Origin of the sequence: Rhodococcus sp. NPDC003318, from assembly GCF_042879035.1 — a bacterium.
Classification (GTDB): domain Bacteria; phylum Actinomycetota; class Actinomycetes; order Mycobacteriales; family Mycobacteriaceae; genus Rhodococcus_G.
The window spans coordinates 98040-114277 of record NZ_JBIAOU010000006.1 but is presented as its reverse complement, the minus strand read 5'-3'; the positions used below and the strand labels follow the sequence as shown (position 1 = coordinate 114277).

Annotated in this window: 20 protein-coding genes and 1 tRNA gene; 5 read left to right on the top strand and 16 right to left on the bottom strand. The window is 70.3% G+C overall.

Annotated elements, in window-relative coordinates:
- Window positions 1–152: 152 nt before the first annotated feature.
- The 4 genes from ACFYVR_RS12745 to ACFYVR_RS12730 all read right to left on the bottom strand — a co-directional run bounded on the left by ACFYVR_RS12745 (window position 153) and on the right by ACFYVR_RS12730 (window position 1945).
- On the bottom strand, window positions 153–581 hold the full coding sequence (locus tag ACFYVR_RS12745) for a DoxX family protein (RefSeq protein WP_387473370.1): 429 nt from the start codon (window positions 579–581) through the stop codon (window positions 153–155).
- 83 nt (window positions 582–664) lie between these two features.
- Window positions 665–1045 (bottom strand): DUF2784 domain-containing protein, encoded by a 381-nt coding sequence (locus tag ACFYVR_RS12740; protein WP_387473368.1) that lies wholly within the window; start codon window positions 1043–1045, stop codon window positions 665–667.
- Between the two features lie 56 nt (window positions 1046–1101).
- Window positions 1102–1461, bottom strand: a complete 360-nt coding sequence (locus tag ACFYVR_RS12735) for a GntR family transcriptional regulator (protein ID WP_387473366.1) — start codon at window positions 1459–1461, stop codon at window positions 1102–1104.
- A gap of 40 nt (window positions 1462–1501) precedes the next feature.
- Entirely contained in the window at window positions 1502–1945 is a 444-nt protein-coding gene (locus ACFYVR_RS12730) for a nuclear transport factor 2 family protein (protein WP_387473685.1), read from the bottom strand.
- A 67-nt stretch (window positions 1946–2012) separates the two neighbouring features.
- Between ACFYVR_RS12730 and arsC the strand changes: the two genes are divergently transcribed.
- Window positions 2013–2381, top strand: a complete 369-nt coding sequence (arsC, locus tag ACFYVR_RS12725; RefSeq protein WP_387473364.1) for an arsenate reductase (glutaredoxin) — start codon at window positions 2013–2015, stop codon at window positions 2379–2381.
- A 168-nt stretch (window positions 2382–2549) separates the two neighbouring features.
- Here the strand turns inward: arsC and ACFYVR_RS12720 are convergent, their stop codons facing one another.
- The 3 genes from ACFYVR_RS12720 to ACFYVR_RS12710 are packed head-to-tail and all read right to left on the bottom strand — an operon-like array spanning window position 2550 to window position 5594.
- Complete coding sequence (locus tag ACFYVR_RS12720) at window positions 2550–3761, bottom strand: arginine deiminase (protein ID WP_387473362.1); 1212 nt, start codon at window positions 3759–3761, stop codon at window positions 2550–2552.
- 43 nt (window positions 3762–3804) lie between these two features.
- Complete coding sequence (locus ACFYVR_RS12715; protein WP_387473684.1) at window positions 3805–4437, bottom strand: response regulator; 633 nt, start codon at window positions 4435–4437, stop codon at window positions 3805–3807.
- Between the two features lie 2 nt (window positions 4438–4439).
- Window positions 4440–5594, bottom strand: a complete 1155-nt coding sequence (locus ACFYVR_RS12710; RefSeq protein WP_387473682.1) for a sensor histidine kinase — start codon at window positions 5592–5594, stop codon at window positions 4440–4442.
- Window positions 5595–5798: 204 nt separating this feature from the next.
- On the opposite strand from ACFYVR_RS12710, the gene ACFYVR_RS12705 reads away from it, so the two are divergent.
- Both ACFYVR_RS12705 and ACFYVR_RS12700 read left to right on the top strand, forming a co-directional pair.
- The gene (locus ACFYVR_RS12705) at window positions 5799–6896 is read left to right on the top strand and encodes an ABC transporter permease (RefSeq protein ID WP_387473680.1); all 1098 of its coding nucleotides are present in this window, start codon (window positions 5799–5801) and stop codon (window positions 6894–6896) included.
- Between the two features lie 42 nt (window positions 6897–6938).
- Complete coding sequence (locus ACFYVR_RS12700) at window positions 6939–7676, top strand: ABC transporter ATP-binding protein (RefSeq protein ID WP_387473360.1); 738 nt, start codon at window positions 6939–6941, stop codon at window positions 7674–7676.
- On the opposite strand, the gene ACFYVR_RS12695 is transcribed toward ACFYVR_RS12700, so the two are convergent.
- Window positions 7673–7828 (bottom strand): hypothetical protein, encoded by a 156-nt coding sequence (locus ACFYVR_RS12695; protein WP_387473358.1) that lies wholly within the window; start codon window positions 7826–7828, stop codon window positions 7673–7675. The genes ACFYVR_RS12700 and ACFYVR_RS12695 overlap by 4 nt on opposite strands.
- A gap of 134 nt (window positions 7829–7962) precedes the next feature.
- Between ACFYVR_RS12695 and ACFYVR_RS12690 the strand changes: the two genes are divergently transcribed.
- Window positions 7963–8406 (top strand): hypothetical protein, encoded by a 444-nt coding sequence (locus tag ACFYVR_RS12690; protein WP_387473356.1) that lies wholly within the window; start codon window positions 7963–7965, stop codon window positions 8404–8406.
- A gap of 72 nt (window positions 8407–8478) precedes the next feature.
- Here the strand turns inward: ACFYVR_RS12690 and ACFYVR_RS12685 are convergent, their stop codons facing one another.
- Window positions 8479–9315 carry an SDR family oxidoreductase gene (locus tag ACFYVR_RS12685; RefSeq protein WP_387473354.1) on the bottom strand — a complete coding sequence of 279 codons (837 nt, stop codon included), beginning with the start codon at window positions 9313–9315 and terminating at the stop codon, window positions 8479–8481.
- A 111-nt stretch (window positions 9316–9426) separates the two neighbouring features.
- The gene (locus ACFYVR_RS12680; protein ID WP_387473352.1) at window positions 9427–9582 is read right to left on the bottom strand and encodes a hypothetical protein; all 156 of its coding nucleotides are present in this window, start codon (window positions 9580–9582) and stop codon (window positions 9427–9429) included.
- A gap of 107 nt (window positions 9583–9689) precedes the next feature.
- On the opposite strand from ACFYVR_RS12680, the gene ACFYVR_RS12675 reads away from it, so the two are divergent.
- Entirely contained in the window at window positions 9690–11453 is a 1764-nt protein-coding gene (locus ACFYVR_RS12675) for an AMP-dependent synthetase/ligase (RefSeq protein ID WP_387473350.1), read from the top strand.
- A 9-nt stretch (window positions 11454–11462) separates the two neighbouring features.
- On the opposite strand, the gene ACFYVR_RS12670 is transcribed toward ACFYVR_RS12675, so the two are convergent.
- The 6 genes from ACFYVR_RS12670 to glp all read right to left on the bottom strand — a co-directional run bounded on the left by ACFYVR_RS12670 (window position 11463) and on the right by glp (window position 16234).
- The gene (locus tag ACFYVR_RS12670; RefSeq protein WP_387473348.1) at window positions 11463–12530 is read right to left on the bottom strand and encodes an Ig-like domain-containing protein; all 1068 of its coding nucleotides are present in this window, start codon (window positions 12528–12530) and stop codon (window positions 11463–11465) included.
- Window positions 12527–12877, bottom strand: coding sequence for a hypothetical protein (locus tag ACFYVR_RS12665; protein ID WP_387473346.1), 351 nt, complete (start codon window positions 12875–12877; stop codon window positions 12527–12529). The genes ACFYVR_RS12670 and ACFYVR_RS12665 overlap by 4 nt, the downstream gene beginning before the upstream one ends.
- 256 nt (window positions 12878–13133) lie before the next feature.
- A tRNA-Ala gene (locus ACFYVR_RS12660) sits at window positions 13134–13209 on the bottom strand.
- 90 nt (window positions 13210–13299) lie between these two features.
- A complete protein-coding gene (gene glpR / locus ACFYVR_RS12655; protein WP_387473344.1) occupies window positions 13300–14112 on the bottom strand; it encodes a gephyrin-like molybdotransferase receptor GlpR in 813 nt (270 codons plus the stop codon).
- A gap of 201 nt (window positions 14113–14313) precedes the next feature.
- The gene (locus tag ACFYVR_RS12650; RefSeq protein ID WP_387473341.1) at window positions 14314–14970 is read right to left on the bottom strand and encodes a GNAT family N-acetyltransferase; all 657 of its coding nucleotides are present in this window, start codon (window positions 14968–14970) and stop codon (window positions 14314–14316) included.
- Between the two features lie 4 nt (window positions 14971–14974).
- Complete coding sequence (gene glp / locus ACFYVR_RS12645; RefSeq protein ID WP_387473339.1) at window positions 14975–16234, bottom strand: gephyrin-like molybdotransferase Glp; 1260 nt, start codon at window positions 16232–16234, stop codon at window positions 14975–14977.
- Between the last annotated feature and the right edge of the window lie 4 nt (window positions 16235–16238).

The following is a 16238-nucleotide window of genomic DNA, read 5'->3' as shown; positions in this document are numbered from 1 at the left end:
CGGGGTCGCTGTGGCCGGAATCCATCTCTGGAGAATCGGTTTTCGCCACCATGACGACTTACGTTGCTCGGCCCGCGAGGCAATTGCAAACTGCCGCGCGGACCGCGCGTACGTCGAAACGAGGGGCCAGACCCCCGCTGTCCTGCGGTTTTCTAGCTCGCGGCGGTCACCGCGGACTTGCCTCCGATGACGGCGTCGACACCGAACCGGCCCGCGCCGGTCGCGGCGAGCAGCAGCGAGGCGACACCGAGCGCGAGGACGAGCTCGTAGCCACCCTCGGCGACGAAGAGACCCATGTCGACGTGAACGATGAAGAAGGCGCCCACCATGTCGAGGAACAGCAGGATTCCGACGATCGGGGTGGCGACGCCGGCGATCAGCGCGAAGCCGCCGACCAACTCGATCGTCGCGGCGGCGATCGCGGACACCTCGGGCAGCGGAACGCCCATGCCCTCGAACGCCTTCTGGGTCCCGCTGACGCCGTAGGTGAAGAACTTCTGCCAGCCGTGCGCGACGAAGACGACGCCGATGCCGATGCGGGCGATGAGCAGTGCGAGGTCTCGGAAGGCGCTGGATTTCATGTCGTGGTCCTTTGCGATGTGCGGCGCGGGTTCCCACGCAGGGAACGGAACGTCCTCACTGTGACACGACGAAGGTTGAAGCGTCAACTAAGACGAAGCGCTCTCGTCTCCCGGCGGCCACGGGCACGCCGCGCACAACCGATCCACGACGCCGCAACCACCGCGACGACCAGCAGACGAACCAGATTCTCGGCACCGACCGGATACACCACCCCGGTGATGTAATGAGCGATGAAGCCCGTCGACGGCAGTGGCGACCGACCGTCCGACGTCCGGGCCCAGTTCTCGACCGCGGTCAACGGGCAGTCGTAGCCGATCAGCACCGAACCGAAACCCCAGAGCACCGCGACGACGTGCAGCACGATGGTTCGCGGCCACCGCCAGGCCAGGAATCCCCCGACCACCAGGTACCCGATGAACGCGAAGTGCACGACAACGGTGAGCACCTCGATCGCGCGGTACATGACACCGCCTTCCGTGGCCTGCTCCCCCGCACTCGAGCCTAGTGAGTGAACCGCGCCTACGCCCCGCGGATCGCGGCCTCGACCAGATCGCGAGCGACGTCGTCGGACAAGCCGAGCCCGCGGACCGTCGCGACGTACTCGGTGGCGGCCCGCTCGGCGGCCGCCGTGGTCGCGTCACCGATCGAGGCAACGTACGACCCGAGCCGGCCCCGGGTCTCGATGGCACCGAGCGACTCGAGTTCCCGGTACGACTTGGCGACCGTGTTGGCCGCGAGGCCGAGCTCCTCCGCCAATGCACGCACCGTCGGCAGTTTGGTGCCCGCGATGAGCCTGCCGTCGCGCACCTGCTCGAGGATCTGCAGCTTCAGCTGTTCGAACGGGGCCGTCGACGAGTCGGAATCGATGACGATGCGCATGCGGCGAGGCTAACCCGACCGGCACGCCGCGGCATGCGGATCAGGAGAACGCCTCGGCGAGTCCGTCGAACCACGCCGACTCCTCGATCAGGCGGCGGCTTCGCCAGCCGTCGGTGGTGCGGACCAGCTCGTGGTTGTACCAGCCGCCGCAGAAGAACTGCTTGGCCGCGGCGCCGTCGTGCGCATCCGCGACCACCATCGGGTTGAAGAACATTGCCCGCACCCGCGCGCCGTCGCCGTCCAGGTCCACGGCGATGTTGGAGACGAAATGCTGTGTCCGCGTGAACAGGTCGAGCATGGGCGTGAGCTTGTCGACAACCTCCTCGAGGGGGCCCGACGGTCCGCCGGTGGCCGAGTAGTCGATCTGCGCGTCCGGGGTGAACACCGTCCGGTACAGCGCCCAGTCCTTGGTGTCGACGGCGTGCGCGTACCGCGTCAGCAGGTCCGAGATCTCGATGCGGTCACCGATCGTCTTCAGGTCCATTCCGGACATGTAACCGCACCCGACCCGCAGCCGTACCGCTTTCGACGCGGCGAGGCAGAATGTGCCCATGTCGACCACTTCTCCAACCCAGGCAACCCAGGCAACGATCTATCACAACCAGCGCTGCAGCACGTCCCGCAAGGTGCTCGCGCTGATCGAGGAGGCGGGCATCGTTCCGACCGTCGTGAAGTACCTCGAGACCCCGCCGTCACGGGACGGCCTGCGCAAACTGCTCGACGACGCCGGCCTGCAGCCCAGCGAGGCGATCCGCAAGAAGGAGGCCCTGTACAAGGAACTCGGTCTCGCCGAGGCGAGCGAGGACGAACTCCTCGACGCGATGGTCGAGAATCCGATCCTGATCGAGCGCCCCCTGGTCGTCACCGACCGCGGCACGGTGCTCGCCCGTCCGATCGAGAAGGTCACCACGGTCCTGTAGGCGCCCGCGACACCGCGCCCAGGGCACGTCTCCCACTTCCTCTCGGATGCTCCCGGCAGAACAATCGTCGTCCGGCAAGGCGGCGGAGGTTGTATCGGCGCCGACGACAACGCAGCGGGGCGGCGATCGGGCGCCGGCAGCGCCGACGAGGGAATCGGGGTACGTGCCCTAGTCCCGGGCGATCGGGCAGGACATGCACCGAGGACCGCCGCGACCGGAGCCGAGTTCGGAGCCGGCGATGCGGAGTACCTCGATGCCGGAGTCCTCGAGCCTGGCGTTGGTCTCGACGTTGCGTTCGTAGGCGACGACGACTCCGGGTGCCAGCGCCAGGGTGTTGTTGCCGTCGTCCCACTGCTCGCGTTCGGCGGTGACGTGGTCGAGCCCGGTGTCGATCACGCGCAGCTTCTCGATTCCCATCGCCGCGGCGGCCGCGTCGAGGAACGGCTCGGCGCCGCGGATCGTGACGTGTCCGTCCACCCGGCGCAGGGTGAACGCGGTCAGGGTGTGCGCGATCGCCGGGTACATCACGACCGCGTCCACGTCGACCATCGTGCACACCGTGTCCAGATGCATCGACGCGCGCCGCTGCTCGATCGGGACCGCCAACACGGTGTGTGCCAGGCCGTCGTCGAACACGCTGCGCGCCAGTGCTTCCGCCCCTGCGGGCGTGGTGCGTTCGCCGACCCCGACCGCGACGACACCGGGTGCGAGCAGCAGCACGTCGCCTCCCTCGATCGGCGCGGTGTGCGACTCGTACGCACGCCGGACCCCGCGGAAGCGGGGGTGATGCGCATAGATCAGGTCCGTCAGTGAGGCCTCCCTGACCCGCGCGGGCAGTGCCAGCGACGTGATGGCGACCCGGTTCCCGATCCAGAACGACGAGTCCCGGGTGAACAGCAGGTTCGGGAGCGGTTCGATGACGAAGTCGCCACCGTGGTGCATGCGCCGCACCAACGACGGCCCACCCGGCCCGATGGGCAGTTCGTCGAACGTCATCCCCGACGTGAGAACCGTGGTGAGCGTCGCCGGGTCCACCGTCCGCAGGTGAGCCGAGAGTTCCTGGGCGAGTGCGTGTCCGAGCCTGCGCGGGTCGACGGCCGCGGCGATGCCCTGGATCCGGGCGGCGCCGCTGTCGGTGAGCGCCTCGGTCAGGACGTCGGCGAGCAGCAGCACCTCCACGTCCCGCGAACGCAGCAGGTCAGCGAAGGCATCGTGCTCCTCCTGGGCCCGCCCGACCCACGGCAGCCCGTCGAACAGCAGCTGGTCGTTGTTGCGTGGCGTGAGCCGCTTGAGTTCGTCCCCCGGACGGTGCAGCAGCACGGTGCGCAGGCGCCCCACCTCGGAATCGACCCCCAGCCCGGTGTCGTGCTCGCTCGTCATGAGTAGACGGTAGTGCTCACGGCTCCGGGCCGCGAGCGCACCGTCACCGGCGGTCGCCGCGGTCGATCACCCCGCGCTCGCGGGCAACGGCCACCGCGGCGGTCCGGCTGTCCACTCCGAGCTTCGAGAACACGTGCACGAGGTGCGATTTCACGGTGGCCTCGGTGACGAACAACTCCTTCGCGATCGCACGGTTGGACAGGCCCTTCGCGACGAGCCCGACGATCTCCGTCTCGCGGGCGCTCAACTCCGCACGGGGCGCGCGCATTCGGCGGTACAACCTCTGCGCCACATCGGGGTCGAGCACCGTCTCGCCTCGGGCCGCGGCCCACACCGCGTCCACCAGTACCTGTGGATCGCTGTCCTTGAGCAGGTAACCGGACGCACCGGCCTCCACCGCCCGCAGGATGTCGGTGTCGGTGTCGTAGGTGGTCAGCACCACGACCCGCGGCGGGTCCGGATGTCCGGCGATCGCCGCGGTCGCGTGCACGCCGTCCATCCCCTCCCCGAGCCGCAGATCCATCAGGACGACGTCGGGACGCAGCGCGGCGACCACGTCCACGGCCTCGGCTCCCGACGACGCCTCGCCGATCACCTCGACTCCCTCGTGCGACGACAGCAGGGCACGCATCCCCGCCCGCACCACGGGGTGGTCGTCGACGAGCACCACTCGCAATGTCACGACGGCACCGGAAGCGTTGCAGCCAGGGCAGTTCCGTCACCGGGCGCCGACTCCACGACAAGCGTCCCCCCGAGCGAGTGCAACCGATCCCGCATCGCCTGCAGCCCGAACGACGGCGGCGAGTCGACCGGATCGAAACCGACCCCGTCGTCGACGACGTCGAGGCGGACCTCCTCGGGCGTGTACGTCAGCGTCAGCCGGCAGTGACCGGCGTCCGCATGCAGGCGCACGTTCGCCAGTGCGCTCTGGGCGACCCGCAACAGGGTCACGTCGTACTCCATCGGCAGCGCCCCCGTGTCCCCGTCGACGACGAGTTCGCCGGAGATGCCGGTGTGCTCACGCAGCTGCGTCACCAGCCGGCCGAGCGCCGAGGCCAGTGACGCGTCCTCCAACGCGGACGGGGTGAGCGCCCCCACGACCCGCCGGGCCTCGGCGAGGTTGTCCTGCGCGGTCTCCGCGATCTGTGCGAGGACCCCGGACGGATCCGGCGCGCGCTGTCCGGCGCGGGCCAGCAGCACGATCGACGAGAAGCCCTGGGCGAGGGTGTCGTGAATGTCGCGGGCCAGCCGCGCCCGCTCCGTGACGGCACCTGCCTCACGCTGCAGCGCCGCCAGTTCGTCCTGCGCGCTGAGCAATTCGTGGTGCGAGCGGGTCAGCTCGTCGTACAGCCGGCGACGCTGGCGTGCGTCGCGTACCAACTGCTGGTAGACCACCGACATCCCGGCGGCGGCTCCCGCACCGAAGATCGGTCCCAGGATCGAGGCGACCGTGTTCGTGCCCCCGTGCCAGAGGGTGGCGGCGATCGCGACCGCGGTGACGGCGACCGTCGACGCCAGCGCCGCCGCAATCGGCAACAGGTGGAAACACAGGAAGAACAGCGGAAACGCCATCCACACGAAGTTCGCACTGAGGACCGACAGCCCGAGCCAGCCGAGCACGAGAACCCCCAGCCACAGCACGCCCCAACCGGGCCGCCCAGTGGCGGCGGATCGCCGGGCGAACCAGATCCCGGCCAGGTACCAGCCGAGCACGAGGGCCGCGAGCGTCACTGCCGGAACGGGATTCGAGTCGCCGACGAGGACGCGGGCGACCCCGACGGCCAGCATGAGCACGAACAGTGCGTGTGCGCCGAGCGCCATGACGCGCAGCATCGAGGCGGGGCCGCGCTCGTGTTCCACCGAGTCGGGGCCGCGCTCGTGGGGTGCCGAGGCGGCATCTCGGTCACCGGGCACTGGGTGTCGCATTTCGTCCACGCTAACACCGGCCGCGACGACGCCGAATCCAACTTTCGATGGACCACCCACCCCAACCGTTGCGCGATGCCGCCACCCGCATCCCTCGGCGACGCTGGACGCATGTTCCTCGGTGTTCGTGACCTCCGATTCGCCAAGGGCCGCTTCGCACTGACGATCGCGGTCGTGTTCCTCCTCTCCCTGATGGTGGTGATGCTGTCGGGGCTGACCGCGGGGCTGGGCAACCGGTCCGTCGCGGCGGTCCAGGGCATGGGCGCGGACCGCTTCGCGTTCGCCCCGCCCCCGGACGGGCAGTCACTGTCGTTCTCCGATTCGCGGGTGACCGCGGCGCACCGCGACGCGGTGGCCGCGCAGCCCGGCGTGGCCCAGGCCGCGATCGTCGGGATCGCCCCGACCCGGCTGACTGTGGTGGGAGCGGAGCCCACGGAGGGACGGACGTCCCGCCGCGAGGTCGGTGCCAGTGCGTTCGGCGTCGACGGTTCCTCCTTCGCCGCGCCGGTCCCGCTGCGCGCGGGCACGATCGCCGTCGAACGGACGCTCGCCGAGTCCAACGGCTTGACCGTGGGGCAGCGCGTCGAGGCGGGCGGGCGCACCTTCACCGTGACCGCGCTGGTCGACGACTCCTTCCACAGTCACCAGCCCGTCGTCTGGTTCGACCGCGGCGACTGGTCGGCCCTGCCCGCGTCCGGTGACAGCGACGGCACCGTTCTCGCGCTGCGCACCTCGACCGGGTTCGACGCCGCCGCGACCGCCGCGGCCACCGGAACCGTGATCACCGACGTCTCCGGCGCATTCGACGCGATCGGCGGGTACCGTTCCGAGCGCGGATCACTGCTGCTCGTGCAGGCCCTGCTGCTGATCGTCAGCGCCCTCGTGGTCGGCACCTTCTTCACGGTCTGGACCGTCCAGCGCGCCCGGGACGTCGCGGTGCTCAAGGCCGTCGGCGCCTCGACCGGCTACCTGCTCCGCGACGCGCTGGGGCAGGTCCTGGTGGTCCTCGTCCTCGGCGCCGGACTCGGTACCCTCACGGCCGTAGCGCTGGGAACCGTTGCTGCCCAGGCTGTCCCGTTCACCCTGACGGTCACCGGTACCCTGCTTCCGTTCCTCGCGGTCATCGCGCTGGGCCTGCTCGGCACCGCCGCGGCGCTGGTTCGCGTCGTCTCCGTCGCCCCCCTCACCGCGCTCGGCGCGACCCACTGACACAGTCGGACCCACCGACACCTTCGAAGGAAGGAGCATTCGATGATCTCGCTTCAGGACACCGTGCTGACCTACCCCGACGGGCCGACCCGACTGCGCGCACTCGACGACGTGACCGTGACCGTCGATCGCAACGAGTTCGTCGCGGTGACGGGGCCGTCGGGGTCCGGCAAGTCCAGTCTGCTCGCGGTCGCCGGTCTGCTGATCGCCCCCGACTCCGGCACCGTCACCGTCGGCGGCGTCGACGTCGGGGAGCTCAGCCGGTCCGAACGGACGGCCGTGCGCCGGGAGCACGTCGGTTTCGTGTTCCAGCAGTCCAACCTGCTCGCCTCGCTCACCGCCACCGAGCAGCTGCTGATGGTGGCGCATCTGGGCGGCAGGCGGATTCGTCGCGAGCGTGACCGGGCCCGGGAACTCCTGGCCGACCTCGGGCTCGGCGCCCACCTCGACCGACGACCCCACCAGTTGTCGGGCGGGCAGCGGCAACGGGTGGCGATCGCCCGGAGTCTGATGAACTCACCGTCGGTGCTGCTGGTCGACGAACCGACGTCCGCGTTGGACCAGGCTCGCAGCCGGGAGATCGTCACGCTGCTGACGTCGCTGTCCCGGGAGCGCGACGTCGCCGTCGTCATGGTCACCCACGACCTCGGTCAGCTCGATCTGGTCGACGAGGTGTACGAGATGCGCAGCGGCACCCTGTCCCGAGCGGCTCCGCCGCAGTGGTGCACTTTCGGACGCCCGGGCGTCCGTAAGTGCACCACTGCGCGAAGCGCATCCTAGGACCCGAAGATGCTCGTCAGGTCCACACTGCCGGCACCGCCGGGTACCGGCTCGTCGGTGACGGTGACCGTCGTCGCGGTCTCGGAACCGAGGCAGCCGGGGGCGCCGCTGTAGACGGCGCGGACGTCGAAGGTGCCGCCGGCGGTGAACATGGTAGCTCTGCGTGGCCGCGCCGTCCTTGACGTTCACGGGGTTGCCGAGGGGTTCCGATCCGCTGACCGCGGTGGCCTTCGGGGACAGGCTCGACCGCAGGAAGACGTACTGCCCCTTCTGCGCCTGAGCCGGGATGTCGAGGGTCAACGTGGTCGCGACGTCGGTGGCGCCGGGCTCGCCGACCGTCGCGGTACCGAGTTCGGTGGCACCGTTCCTGAAGGTGACGGTGCCGGCACCCGGGTACGGGGAGGCCTGCGCCTCGAGCACCACGTCGGTGGCGACCAGCGCGGTGGCCGGGATCGACAGGGTGGTCTGCATGTCCGTCCACGTCACCGTGGCGGGAGCGGCTGCGGCGAGCGGCGCTCCCGTCGCCGCCGCGACACCCGCGGTGACGGCGAGGGCGCTCGCCGTCGCGATCAGGCGCCTCGTGGATCTCACCGACAGCCCAGACATCCCCGACATGGTCGTTCCTTCCAGCCCGACCGCGCCGACGATCGGTCGGCGGGCGCACGTGACGGTTGTGGTCGCGACGCCGGTCCGGCCGTGGGCGTCGTGCTGCGAAAAGCGCGAGCAGTAGATCACGGCCCGGTCACCGGCGGGGCTGGATTCGGCAAAGAGATGGACGCTCGACCGAGTCGGAAATCCGGTCCTAGCGGAGGAATTTGGCGAACCGGTTGTTGGCGAGCCGCATCACGAACTCGTAGGGTGGCGCGAACTTGCGCGCCCACCAGTAGCCGAAGCGGACGTCGCCGGAGGTGTAGACGAGGAACCGCTTCCTCTTCACCCCGCGGACGATGCACTCGGCGACCTTCTCCGGGGACACCGCCCGCTTCTCGAACCGGTGCACGAACTTCTGCACACGCGGATCGTCACGATCGACACCGGCGATCTGCACGGTCCCGACGAGCGGCGTCTTCACGGCACCCGGCACCACCAGGGACACGCCGATGTCGTGGCGCGCCAGATCGAATCGCAGCACCTCCGACACCCCGCGCAACCCGAATTTGCTTGCGCTGTACGCGGCGTGCCACGGCAGGGCGAGCAGACCCGCCGCCGAGGACACGTTCACGAGATGACCGCCGCGACCCGCCCGCACCATCGGCGGCAGAAAGTTCTCGATGACGTGAATCGGGCCCATCAGATTGACGTCCACCATGGACCGCCAGTGCCGATGCTCGAGGTTCTCGACGGTGCCCCACGCCGAGATCCCCGCCACGTTCATCACCACGTCGAGCGCGCCGAACCGCGCGTCGACGTCCTTCGCCCACGCGGTGACGGCGTCGTAGTCGGAGATGTCGAGCGCCCGGGAGTCCGTCACGACCCCGCCGGCGTGACCGACCAGGGCCACGGTCTCGGCGAGGCCGGTCTCGTTGACGTCGGTCAGGAACAGTTCGGCGCCCTCCGCCGCGCAAGCCAGTGCCGTCGCCCGGCCGATTCCGCTGCCCGCGCCGGTGATCAGGCACTTCCTGCCGCGTAGATCCTTCACCCTGCCCCCTGCCGTCCGCCCGAACCGAGTCAGGCGGAGTCTACGCGCGAGGGCGGCACAATCATCCCCACGTTCGGCGGTGTCGCGGCCGAACGTGCAGGTCAGCGACCACTACAGACGGGTCGCCATCTCATCCTGGTACGCGCGGATGGTTCGCTCGATGTCCTCGGCGGCACTCTCGTCGTGGCGGCCGTGGGCAGCGTCGGCGCGTTCCCGCAACGTCCGGATCGCCTTGCGCAACTCGTTGTCCGACATCCTGTGATCCATGCCACTCAGTGTGCCTCGTTCGACCTCCGCCGCCAACCACCGGTGCCGTCGCTTCCGGGGCGCTATCCTGAATATGACGTGGGTCACTCCTACCCGGAGGAAGCACGATGAGTACCACTCTGTGCGCAGCGTTCCAGGACACCGTCGCCCGGTACCCGGCCAAGGTGGCACTGCGCACCCACGACGACTCGGTGGTGATCACCTGGCGTCAGTACGGCGAACGGGTCCGCCGCATCGCCGCCGGGCTCGCGAAACTCGGTGTCCACCACGGCGACACGGTCGGACTGATGCTCACCAACCGACCGGAGTTCCACCTGACCGACACCGCGGCACTGCACGCCGGCGCCACCCCGTTCTCGGTGTACAGCACCCTCGCCGCCGAGCAGCTGCACTACGTCCTGACCAACGCGGGGAACCGGATCATGGTGTGCGAGAAGCAGTTTCTCCCGGTGATCCGGGAGGCCCTGCCGGACACCGCGGTCGAGCACGTCGTGTGCGTCGACGACGCCCCGGACGGCACCCTCGGATTGGCCGACCTCGAGTCGGATCCGGATCCCCTCTTCGACTTCGACACCGCCTGGCGGGCGGTCACCCCCCACGACGTCGCCACCGTCATCTACACGTCCGGGACGACCGGGCCGCCGAAGGGCGTCGAGCTCACCCACGAGAACCTGCTGTCGGCTCGCGAGGTGCTCGCGGAACTCGCCCACGCCAACTCCGACGACCGGGTCGTGTCGTACCTGCCGGACGCGCACATCGCGAACCGGGCCGCCGCGCACTACGGAGCGATGACCTTCGCGATGGAGGTGACCACCGTCGCCGACCTCAAGCTGGCCGTCCCGACGCTGCCTTCGGTGCGGCCGACGTTGTTCTTCGCGGTCCCCCAGGTCTGGTACAAGATCAAGGCCGCGATCGAGCAGGCGGTCGACGAGGACAAGAGCCCCCTCAAGCAGCGGATGGCGAGGTGGGCGATCGACGTCGGCCGCCGCACCGCACGGATGCACTCGGACCGCACTCCCGTCCCCCACCGCCTCGAGCTCCAACACGCGGTAGCCGATCGGCTGGTGCTGGCCCCGATCCGCCGGAAGCTGGGTCTCGACGAGGTACGCCTGGCCCTGACGGGTGCCTCCGCGATCGCCCCCGACGTCCTGGAGTTCATTCTGGGACTGGGCATTCCGTGTTGCGAAGTGTGGGGAATGTCCGAGTCGGCCGCGATGGGCACCGTCAACCGGCCCCACAGCATCCGGATCGGGACGGTCGGCCAGGCCGCACCCGGCGTCACACTGCGCCTGGCCGGCGACGGGGAACTCCTGCTCTCCGGTCCGTGCGTGATGCGCGGGTACCGCGGCGACCCGGCCAAGACCGCCGAGGCGATCGACCCCGAGGGATGGCTGCACACCGGCGACATCGCGACCATCGACGCCGACGGCTACGTCCGCATCGTGGACCGCAAGAAGGAACTGATCGTCAACGCGGCGGGCAAGAACATGTCCCCGACGAACATCGAGGGCGCGCTGCGGGCCGCCAGCCCGCTCATCGGTGGGGCCGCCGCGATCGGCAACGACCGGCCGTACGTCGTCGCGCTGCTGACACTCGACGCCGACGCCGCGACGGCGTTCGCCGCACGCGCAGGACTGTCGAACGGCTCACCGGACCGTCTCGCGACCGATCCGGCGGTCCTGGCCGAGATCGAGAGCGCGGTGGCGGAAGCCAACAGCCACCTGTCCCGGGCCGAGCAGATCAAGAAGTTCAGGCTGCTCCCGGTGATCTGGGAGCCAGGCGGCGAGGAGTTCACGCCGACGATGAAGCTGCGGCGCAAACCGATCGACACCAAGTACGCGCGGGAAATCGAGCAGTTGTACGCCGGCTGACCGGCGACGTCAGGAACCGAAGATCGAGTCGGCGCTGCCGGTGCCGCCGCCGGTGCCGGCGGCCACGACCTGGACCGACTCCTGGTCGGACGACGGGTTCACGGTGCCCGCACCCGAGTACTCCGCCCGGATCACCCGCTGGCCCTCGGTCTCCGGGGTCCACGCGAGGCGCGCAGCGCCGGTGGCGTCGACGGCCGCGGTGCCGATCACGGTGTCACCGTCCCTGAATGTGACGGTGCCGCCCGCGTCGCCGGGGGTCACCTGCGCCGACAGTGTGCCCGCCACCCCGACCTGTGGGTTCGCACCGACCACCAGCGCGGTGCTCGACGCCACGCTGTCGACGGGCGCCTCGGCGACCTGGACGGTCGCGTTGGCGATCGACCCGGTCACGCCCGAACGCCCGGAGAAGATCGCGGTGACGGCGTGGCTGCCCGCCGCCGACGGCACCCAGCTGTAGGTGGCCTCCCCGTTCGCGGGGACCGGAACCTCGGCCAGCGTCGCCGCGCCGTCCCGGAACTCCACGGTGCCGCCCGCGGCGGCCGGGGTGACCGTCGCCTTCAGCACGGACGCGCGCCCGACCTGGGCGCCGGGGACCGGGGCAAGCGTGGTGGTGGAGGCGACGTCCGCCTGCGCGACCTGGACGGACTGCGCGGCGGACTCGGAACCGTCGGCCCGCAGGGTGGCCGGGAACGTCGCGACCAGCGAGTGGGCGCCGCGGGTGTCCGGTGTCCAGGCGAAGGTCGCGACCCCTCCCGTGAGCGTGCCGGTGCCGATCTTCGTGCACCCGTCGTAGAACTCGACTGTGTCGCCGTTCGCTCCGCCGGTGACCGACGCGGACAGTGTCAGCGCCTGGCCGACCATCGCACCCGACGCCGGCGCCAGGGTCGTGGTGGAGACGTTCTTGCGGACCGTCGCGGCCGGCCCCCTGCCCGGGTAAGTGCCGGACCCGAGTGAGCCGTCGTAGGCCATACCGGTCGTCAACGGGGTGCCGCGCTGGCAGTCGGCGCCGACCCGGTAGGTGAACTCGAACGTCCGCGACCTCGGGTCGATGTTCGGGTACACGGGCCAGTCGATCACCGATCCCTTGACCGGGCCCAGTCCGCGCCCTGCCCGTCGAGCGCCCGGGCCTTCCCGTCGACCTCGGCCCCGACGAACGTCCAGCACGCCGGGTGCTGGTCGGTGACCTCGTAGATGTACTCGACCGGGATGCCGGTGCGTTCGAACGTCGTCGAGCTCGTCACCAGGTCGCCCTCCCCCAGGTCCGCCTCGCCGAGGGTGCGCGTGAACTTGCTGTTGCCGTCGTTCCAGGTGACCGTGGCGGGCGCGGCCGCGACCGTGCCCAGACCGGTGGTCACCGCGAACCCGGCCGCCACCGCGAACGCACTGACGCCACCGACGACGCGACGAAGGTTGTTCCGAGGCATCGATCTCCTCTCGAATCCGGACCGGAGGCCACGGCGCATCTGAGCCTCGGCATGTGCCCGCAGGGGCAGGAAGCGCCCAGGAGTAGATCACAGCGACGGAGGGCTCGACGGGGTTTTCGCCGGGAACATGGACGGACGTCCGCCTTGCTCGCGTGGCCCCGCGGAACCACCGGCGCGATTGGCATCCGGAACACCGCACGACGCGTGAAATGCAGAACAGGCCCCTCCCGTGCGGGAGGAGCCTGTCCTGTCGTGATGGTGGAGCTGAGGGGAATCGAACCCCTGACCTCTTCGATGCGAACGAAGCGCGCTACCAACTGCGCCACAGCCCCGAACCGTGCCCTCCGAAGGAGTGCCCGGCAACTCTAACAGGCCGATCCTGCAACCATGAAATCGGCTGCTCAGAGCCGGTTTCTGGGGTTCTACTGCCCGACCACGCGACGGACGTCGGACGGTCCGCCGTCCCGGCCGGCGTGCTCGTCGTAGTAGTCGAGGTGATCGAACACCGGGTCCTCGTCGTCGACCTCGAGCACCACTGCACCGCGCCGCCGCAGGCGCGGCGGCACCAGCCGCAGCTCCTCGTCCTCACGGGACTCCACGCCGAGACGCGACCGCGAGAGCCGGGCCATCCGACGCCGCCGGATCTCCTGCTCGATCTGGACCTGCCGACGCAGGTACGCCAGGTATCCGACCAGGCTCAGCACCGCGGCCGCACAGGCCCACCACAGCGTCGACGACACGATCAGGGCCACCGCGCCCGCCATGATCGACACGAGGACCAGACCCAGCACCACACGCTGCCGGAACGCGTAACGGGCCGCGCGAGCGATCGCGTCGGCCTCGGGATCGAATCCGCCCCGGCCGCGCCGGTGCGGCGGCATGCCCTCGCGGTCGTACCGCGGGACGGGGGCGTCGTCGCCGTACTCGTCGTAGTCCCGGTCGTCGTACGCCGGATCGTCGTGGTCGGGGTCGGCGTGGGCCGAGCCTGCTCGGGCTTCCATCCAGTCCTCCGCGTGCATCGGGCGATTGGGATCCGGGCGCCAGTTCGGGTCGCTGCGGTGGCCGGTTGCCGGGCCGCGCCGGTTCTGACGGGCATGCTGCTCGCGGTCGAGCACGCGGGTGGCGAGAGCCACGTCGGTGGTCTGACGGATGCGGGGACGGCGCTTGGCCTGCATCGGGAGCAGCACGAACAGCCACATCACCACCAGCGCTATCCAGATCAGCGAGTTCGGCATGCCGGGCGACCTCCCTCCCACTCGTCAACCAACACAGCCGTCACCTGCGTATATGACCCTGTTGGCCTACCCAGGCTAGTTGTCCCGACCCGCTGTTCCCCGCAGACGCGCCGACTCATCTTTCCCACATGCCACATTAGTCACTACCGACGCATCCCCGCACCCCGGGTAACCGAAATGTAGCCACCGCCATCCGGGCGTTCAGCCCCAGCTGGCCCGACCCGCCCGGACCAGCCGATCCGCGACCGACGCCTCGACTTCCTCGACGGTCATCGCGACCAGCAGGTGGTCGCGGAACTGTCCGTCCACGTCCAGGTAGCGTTCGAGCAACCCCTCCTCGCGGAACCCGACGTGGCTCAGCACCGCCCGGCTGGCCAGGTTCTCGGGACGCACGGTGGCCTCGATTCGGTGCAGCCCCATCTCCCCGAACCCGTGATCGAGCCCGAGAGCCAGCGCCGCGGTCGCCACCCCGCGACCGCCGTCCTCCTTCGCCACCCAGTACCCGATCCAGGCGGAGCGCAGCGCGCCGCGCACGATGTTGCCGATCGTCAGTTGCCCGCAGAAGCGGCCGTCGAGCTCGATGACCATCGGCAACATCCGACCCTTCCGGGCCTCCGACCGCAACGACGAGCACAGCCCCGGCCAGTTCCCGATGTGGTGCCGCGCCTCCCAGGGCCCCTCCCCGGTGGGCTCCCACGGTCGCAGGTGTTCCTCGTTCCGGATCCGCAGCCGGCTCCAGGTGGCCGCGTCGCGCAGCCGGATCGGTCGCAGCGTCACCTGCCCGCCGGGCGCGACGAGCGGCCCGAGTCGCGCCGGCCACCCCGGATGAACGGTGTACCGGCGCAGGCCGGTGGTCACCTCGTCAGCCTCGCTGCGCGAGAAAGGCCACGTCCACCCGCTCACCCGTACCGACCTCCGTCACCTCGGGATCCACGAGCACCAGGCAGTTGGCCTCGGCCAGTGTCGCCAGCAGGTGCGAGGACGCACCGGGTGCACCGCCGAGCGCCTGGACCAGGTACTCACCGGTCGCCTCGTCCCGCATCAACTGGCCGCGCAGGAAGCCCTTGCGGTCCTCGATGGAGGTGATCGGGGCGACGGTGCGGGCACTGACGATCCGGCGCATGGGCTGCCTGCGACCCAGCGCGATCCGGATCAGCGGACGAACCATCACCTCGAACACCACCAGCGCGCTCACCGGATTCGACGGGAGCAGGAAGGTCGGGACCTCGTCCCGACCCAGCTGCCCGAAGCCCTGCACCGAACCGGGATGCATCGCGACCCGCTCGACCTCGAGGTCGCCGAGTTCGCGCAGTGCCTCCCGGACCTGGTCGGACGCGCCCCCGCCGACGGCGCCCGCGATGACCACGATCTCCGACCGGATCAGCTGACCCTCGACCACTTCGCGCAGTCGGCGCAGATCGGTGCCCGCGATCCCCACCCGGTTCACGTCGGCACCCGCGTCGCGGGCCGCGGCCGCGAGGGCGTAGGAGTTCACGTCGTACACCTGACCCGGACCGGGCGTGCGGTCGATGTCGACGAGCTCACCGCCGACCGTGATCACGGACAGCCGGGGCCGCGGATGCACGAGCACCTTGTCGCGGCCCACCGCCGCGAGCAGACCCACCTGGGCGGCGCCGATGATCGTGCCCGCCCGCACCGCGACATCGCCGGGTTGCACGTCGTCGCCGATCCGGCGCACGTAGTCGCCCGAACGGACCGGCCGCAGCACACGCACCCGGTTGCGGCCACCGTCGGTGCGGTCCAGCGGGAGCACCGCGTCGGCGAGGGTCGGCAGCGGCGCGCCGGTGTCCACCCGGACCGCCTGCCGCGGCTGCAGTCGTGTCGGCTGCCGGGAGCCGGCGACCACCTCACCGACCACGGGAAGCACGACGTCGATCGGTTCGCCGTCCTCGCCGAGCTGCCCCGAGCCGGCGGCCGCGACATCCACACTGCGAACCGCGTAACCGTCGATGGCCGCCTGGTCGAAACCGGGGAGCGGACGCTCGGTGATCACTTCCTCCGCGCACAGCAGTCCCTGCGCCTCGGAAATCGCGACCCGCACCGGCCGGGGCGCGACCGCGGCTGCGGTGACCCTGGCCTGCTGCTCCTCAACCGAGCGCATGTAG

Excerpts from the sequence above, each read along its gene's own strand:
- ACFYVR_RS12745 (WP_387473370.1), bottom strand. The coding sequence starts at position 581 with ATGAAATCCAGCGCCTTCCGAGACCTCGCACTGCTCATCGCCCGCATC.
- ACFYVR_RS12740 (WP_387473368.1), bottom strand. The coding sequence starts at position 1,045 with ATGTACCGCGCGATCGAGGTGCTCACCGTTGTCGTGCACTTCGCGTTC.
- ACFYVR_RS12735 (WP_387473366.1), bottom strand. The coding sequence starts at position 1,461 with ATGCGCATCGTCATCGATTCCGACTCGTCGACGGCCCCGTTCGAACAG.
- ACFYVR_RS12730 (WP_387473685.1), bottom strand. The coding sequence starts at position 1,945 with ATGGACCTGAAGACGATCGGTGACCGCATCGAGATCTCGGACCTGCTG.
- arsC (WP_387473364.1), top strand. The coding sequence starts at position 2,013 with ATGTCGACCACTTCTCCAACCCAGGCAACCCAGGCAACGATCTATCAC.
- ACFYVR_RS12720 (WP_387473362.1), bottom strand. The coding sequence starts at position 3,761 with ATGACGAGCGAGCACGACACCGGGCTGGGGGTCGATTCCGAGGTGGGG.
- ACFYVR_RS12710 (WP_387473682.1), bottom strand. The coding sequence starts at position 5,594 with ATGCTGCGCGTCATGGCGCTCGGCGCACACGCACTGTTCGTGCTCATG.
- ACFYVR_RS12705 (WP_387473680.1), top strand. The coding sequence starts at position 5,799 with ATGTTCCTCGGTGTTCGTGACCTCCGATTCGCCAAGGGCCGCTTCGCA.
- ACFYVR_RS12700 (WP_387473360.1), top strand. The coding sequence starts at position 6,939 with ATGATCTCGCTTCAGGACACCGTGCTGACCTACCCCGACGGGCCGACC.
- ACFYVR_RS12695 (WP_387473358.1), bottom strand. The coding sequence starts at position 7,828 with ATGTTCACCGCCGGCGGCACCTTCGACGTCCGCGCCGTCTACAGCGGC.
- ACFYVR_RS12690 (WP_387473356.1), top strand. The coding sequence starts at position 7,963 with ATGTCGAGGGTCAACGTGGTCGCGACGTCGGTGGCGCCGGGCTCGCCG.
- ACFYVR_RS12680 (WP_387473352.1), bottom strand. The coding sequence starts at position 9,582 with ATGGATCACAGGATGTCGGACAACGAGTTGCGCAAGGCGATCCGGACG.
- ACFYVR_RS12675 (WP_387473350.1), top strand. The coding sequence starts at position 9,690 with ATGAGTACCACTCTGTGCGCAGCGTTCCAGGACACCGTCGCCCGGTAC.
- ACFYVR_RS12665 (WP_387473346.1), bottom strand. The coding sequence starts at position 12,877 with ATGCCTCGGAACAACCTTCGTCGCGTCGTCGGTGGCGTCAGTGCGTTC.
- glpR (WP_387473344.1), bottom strand. The coding sequence starts at position 14,112 with ATGCCGAACTCGCTGATCTGGATAGCGCTGGTGGTGATGTGGCTGTTC.
- glp (WP_387473339.1), bottom strand. The coding sequence starts at position 16,234 with ATGCGCTCGGTTGAGGAGCAGCAGGCCAGGGTCACCGCAGCCGCGGTC.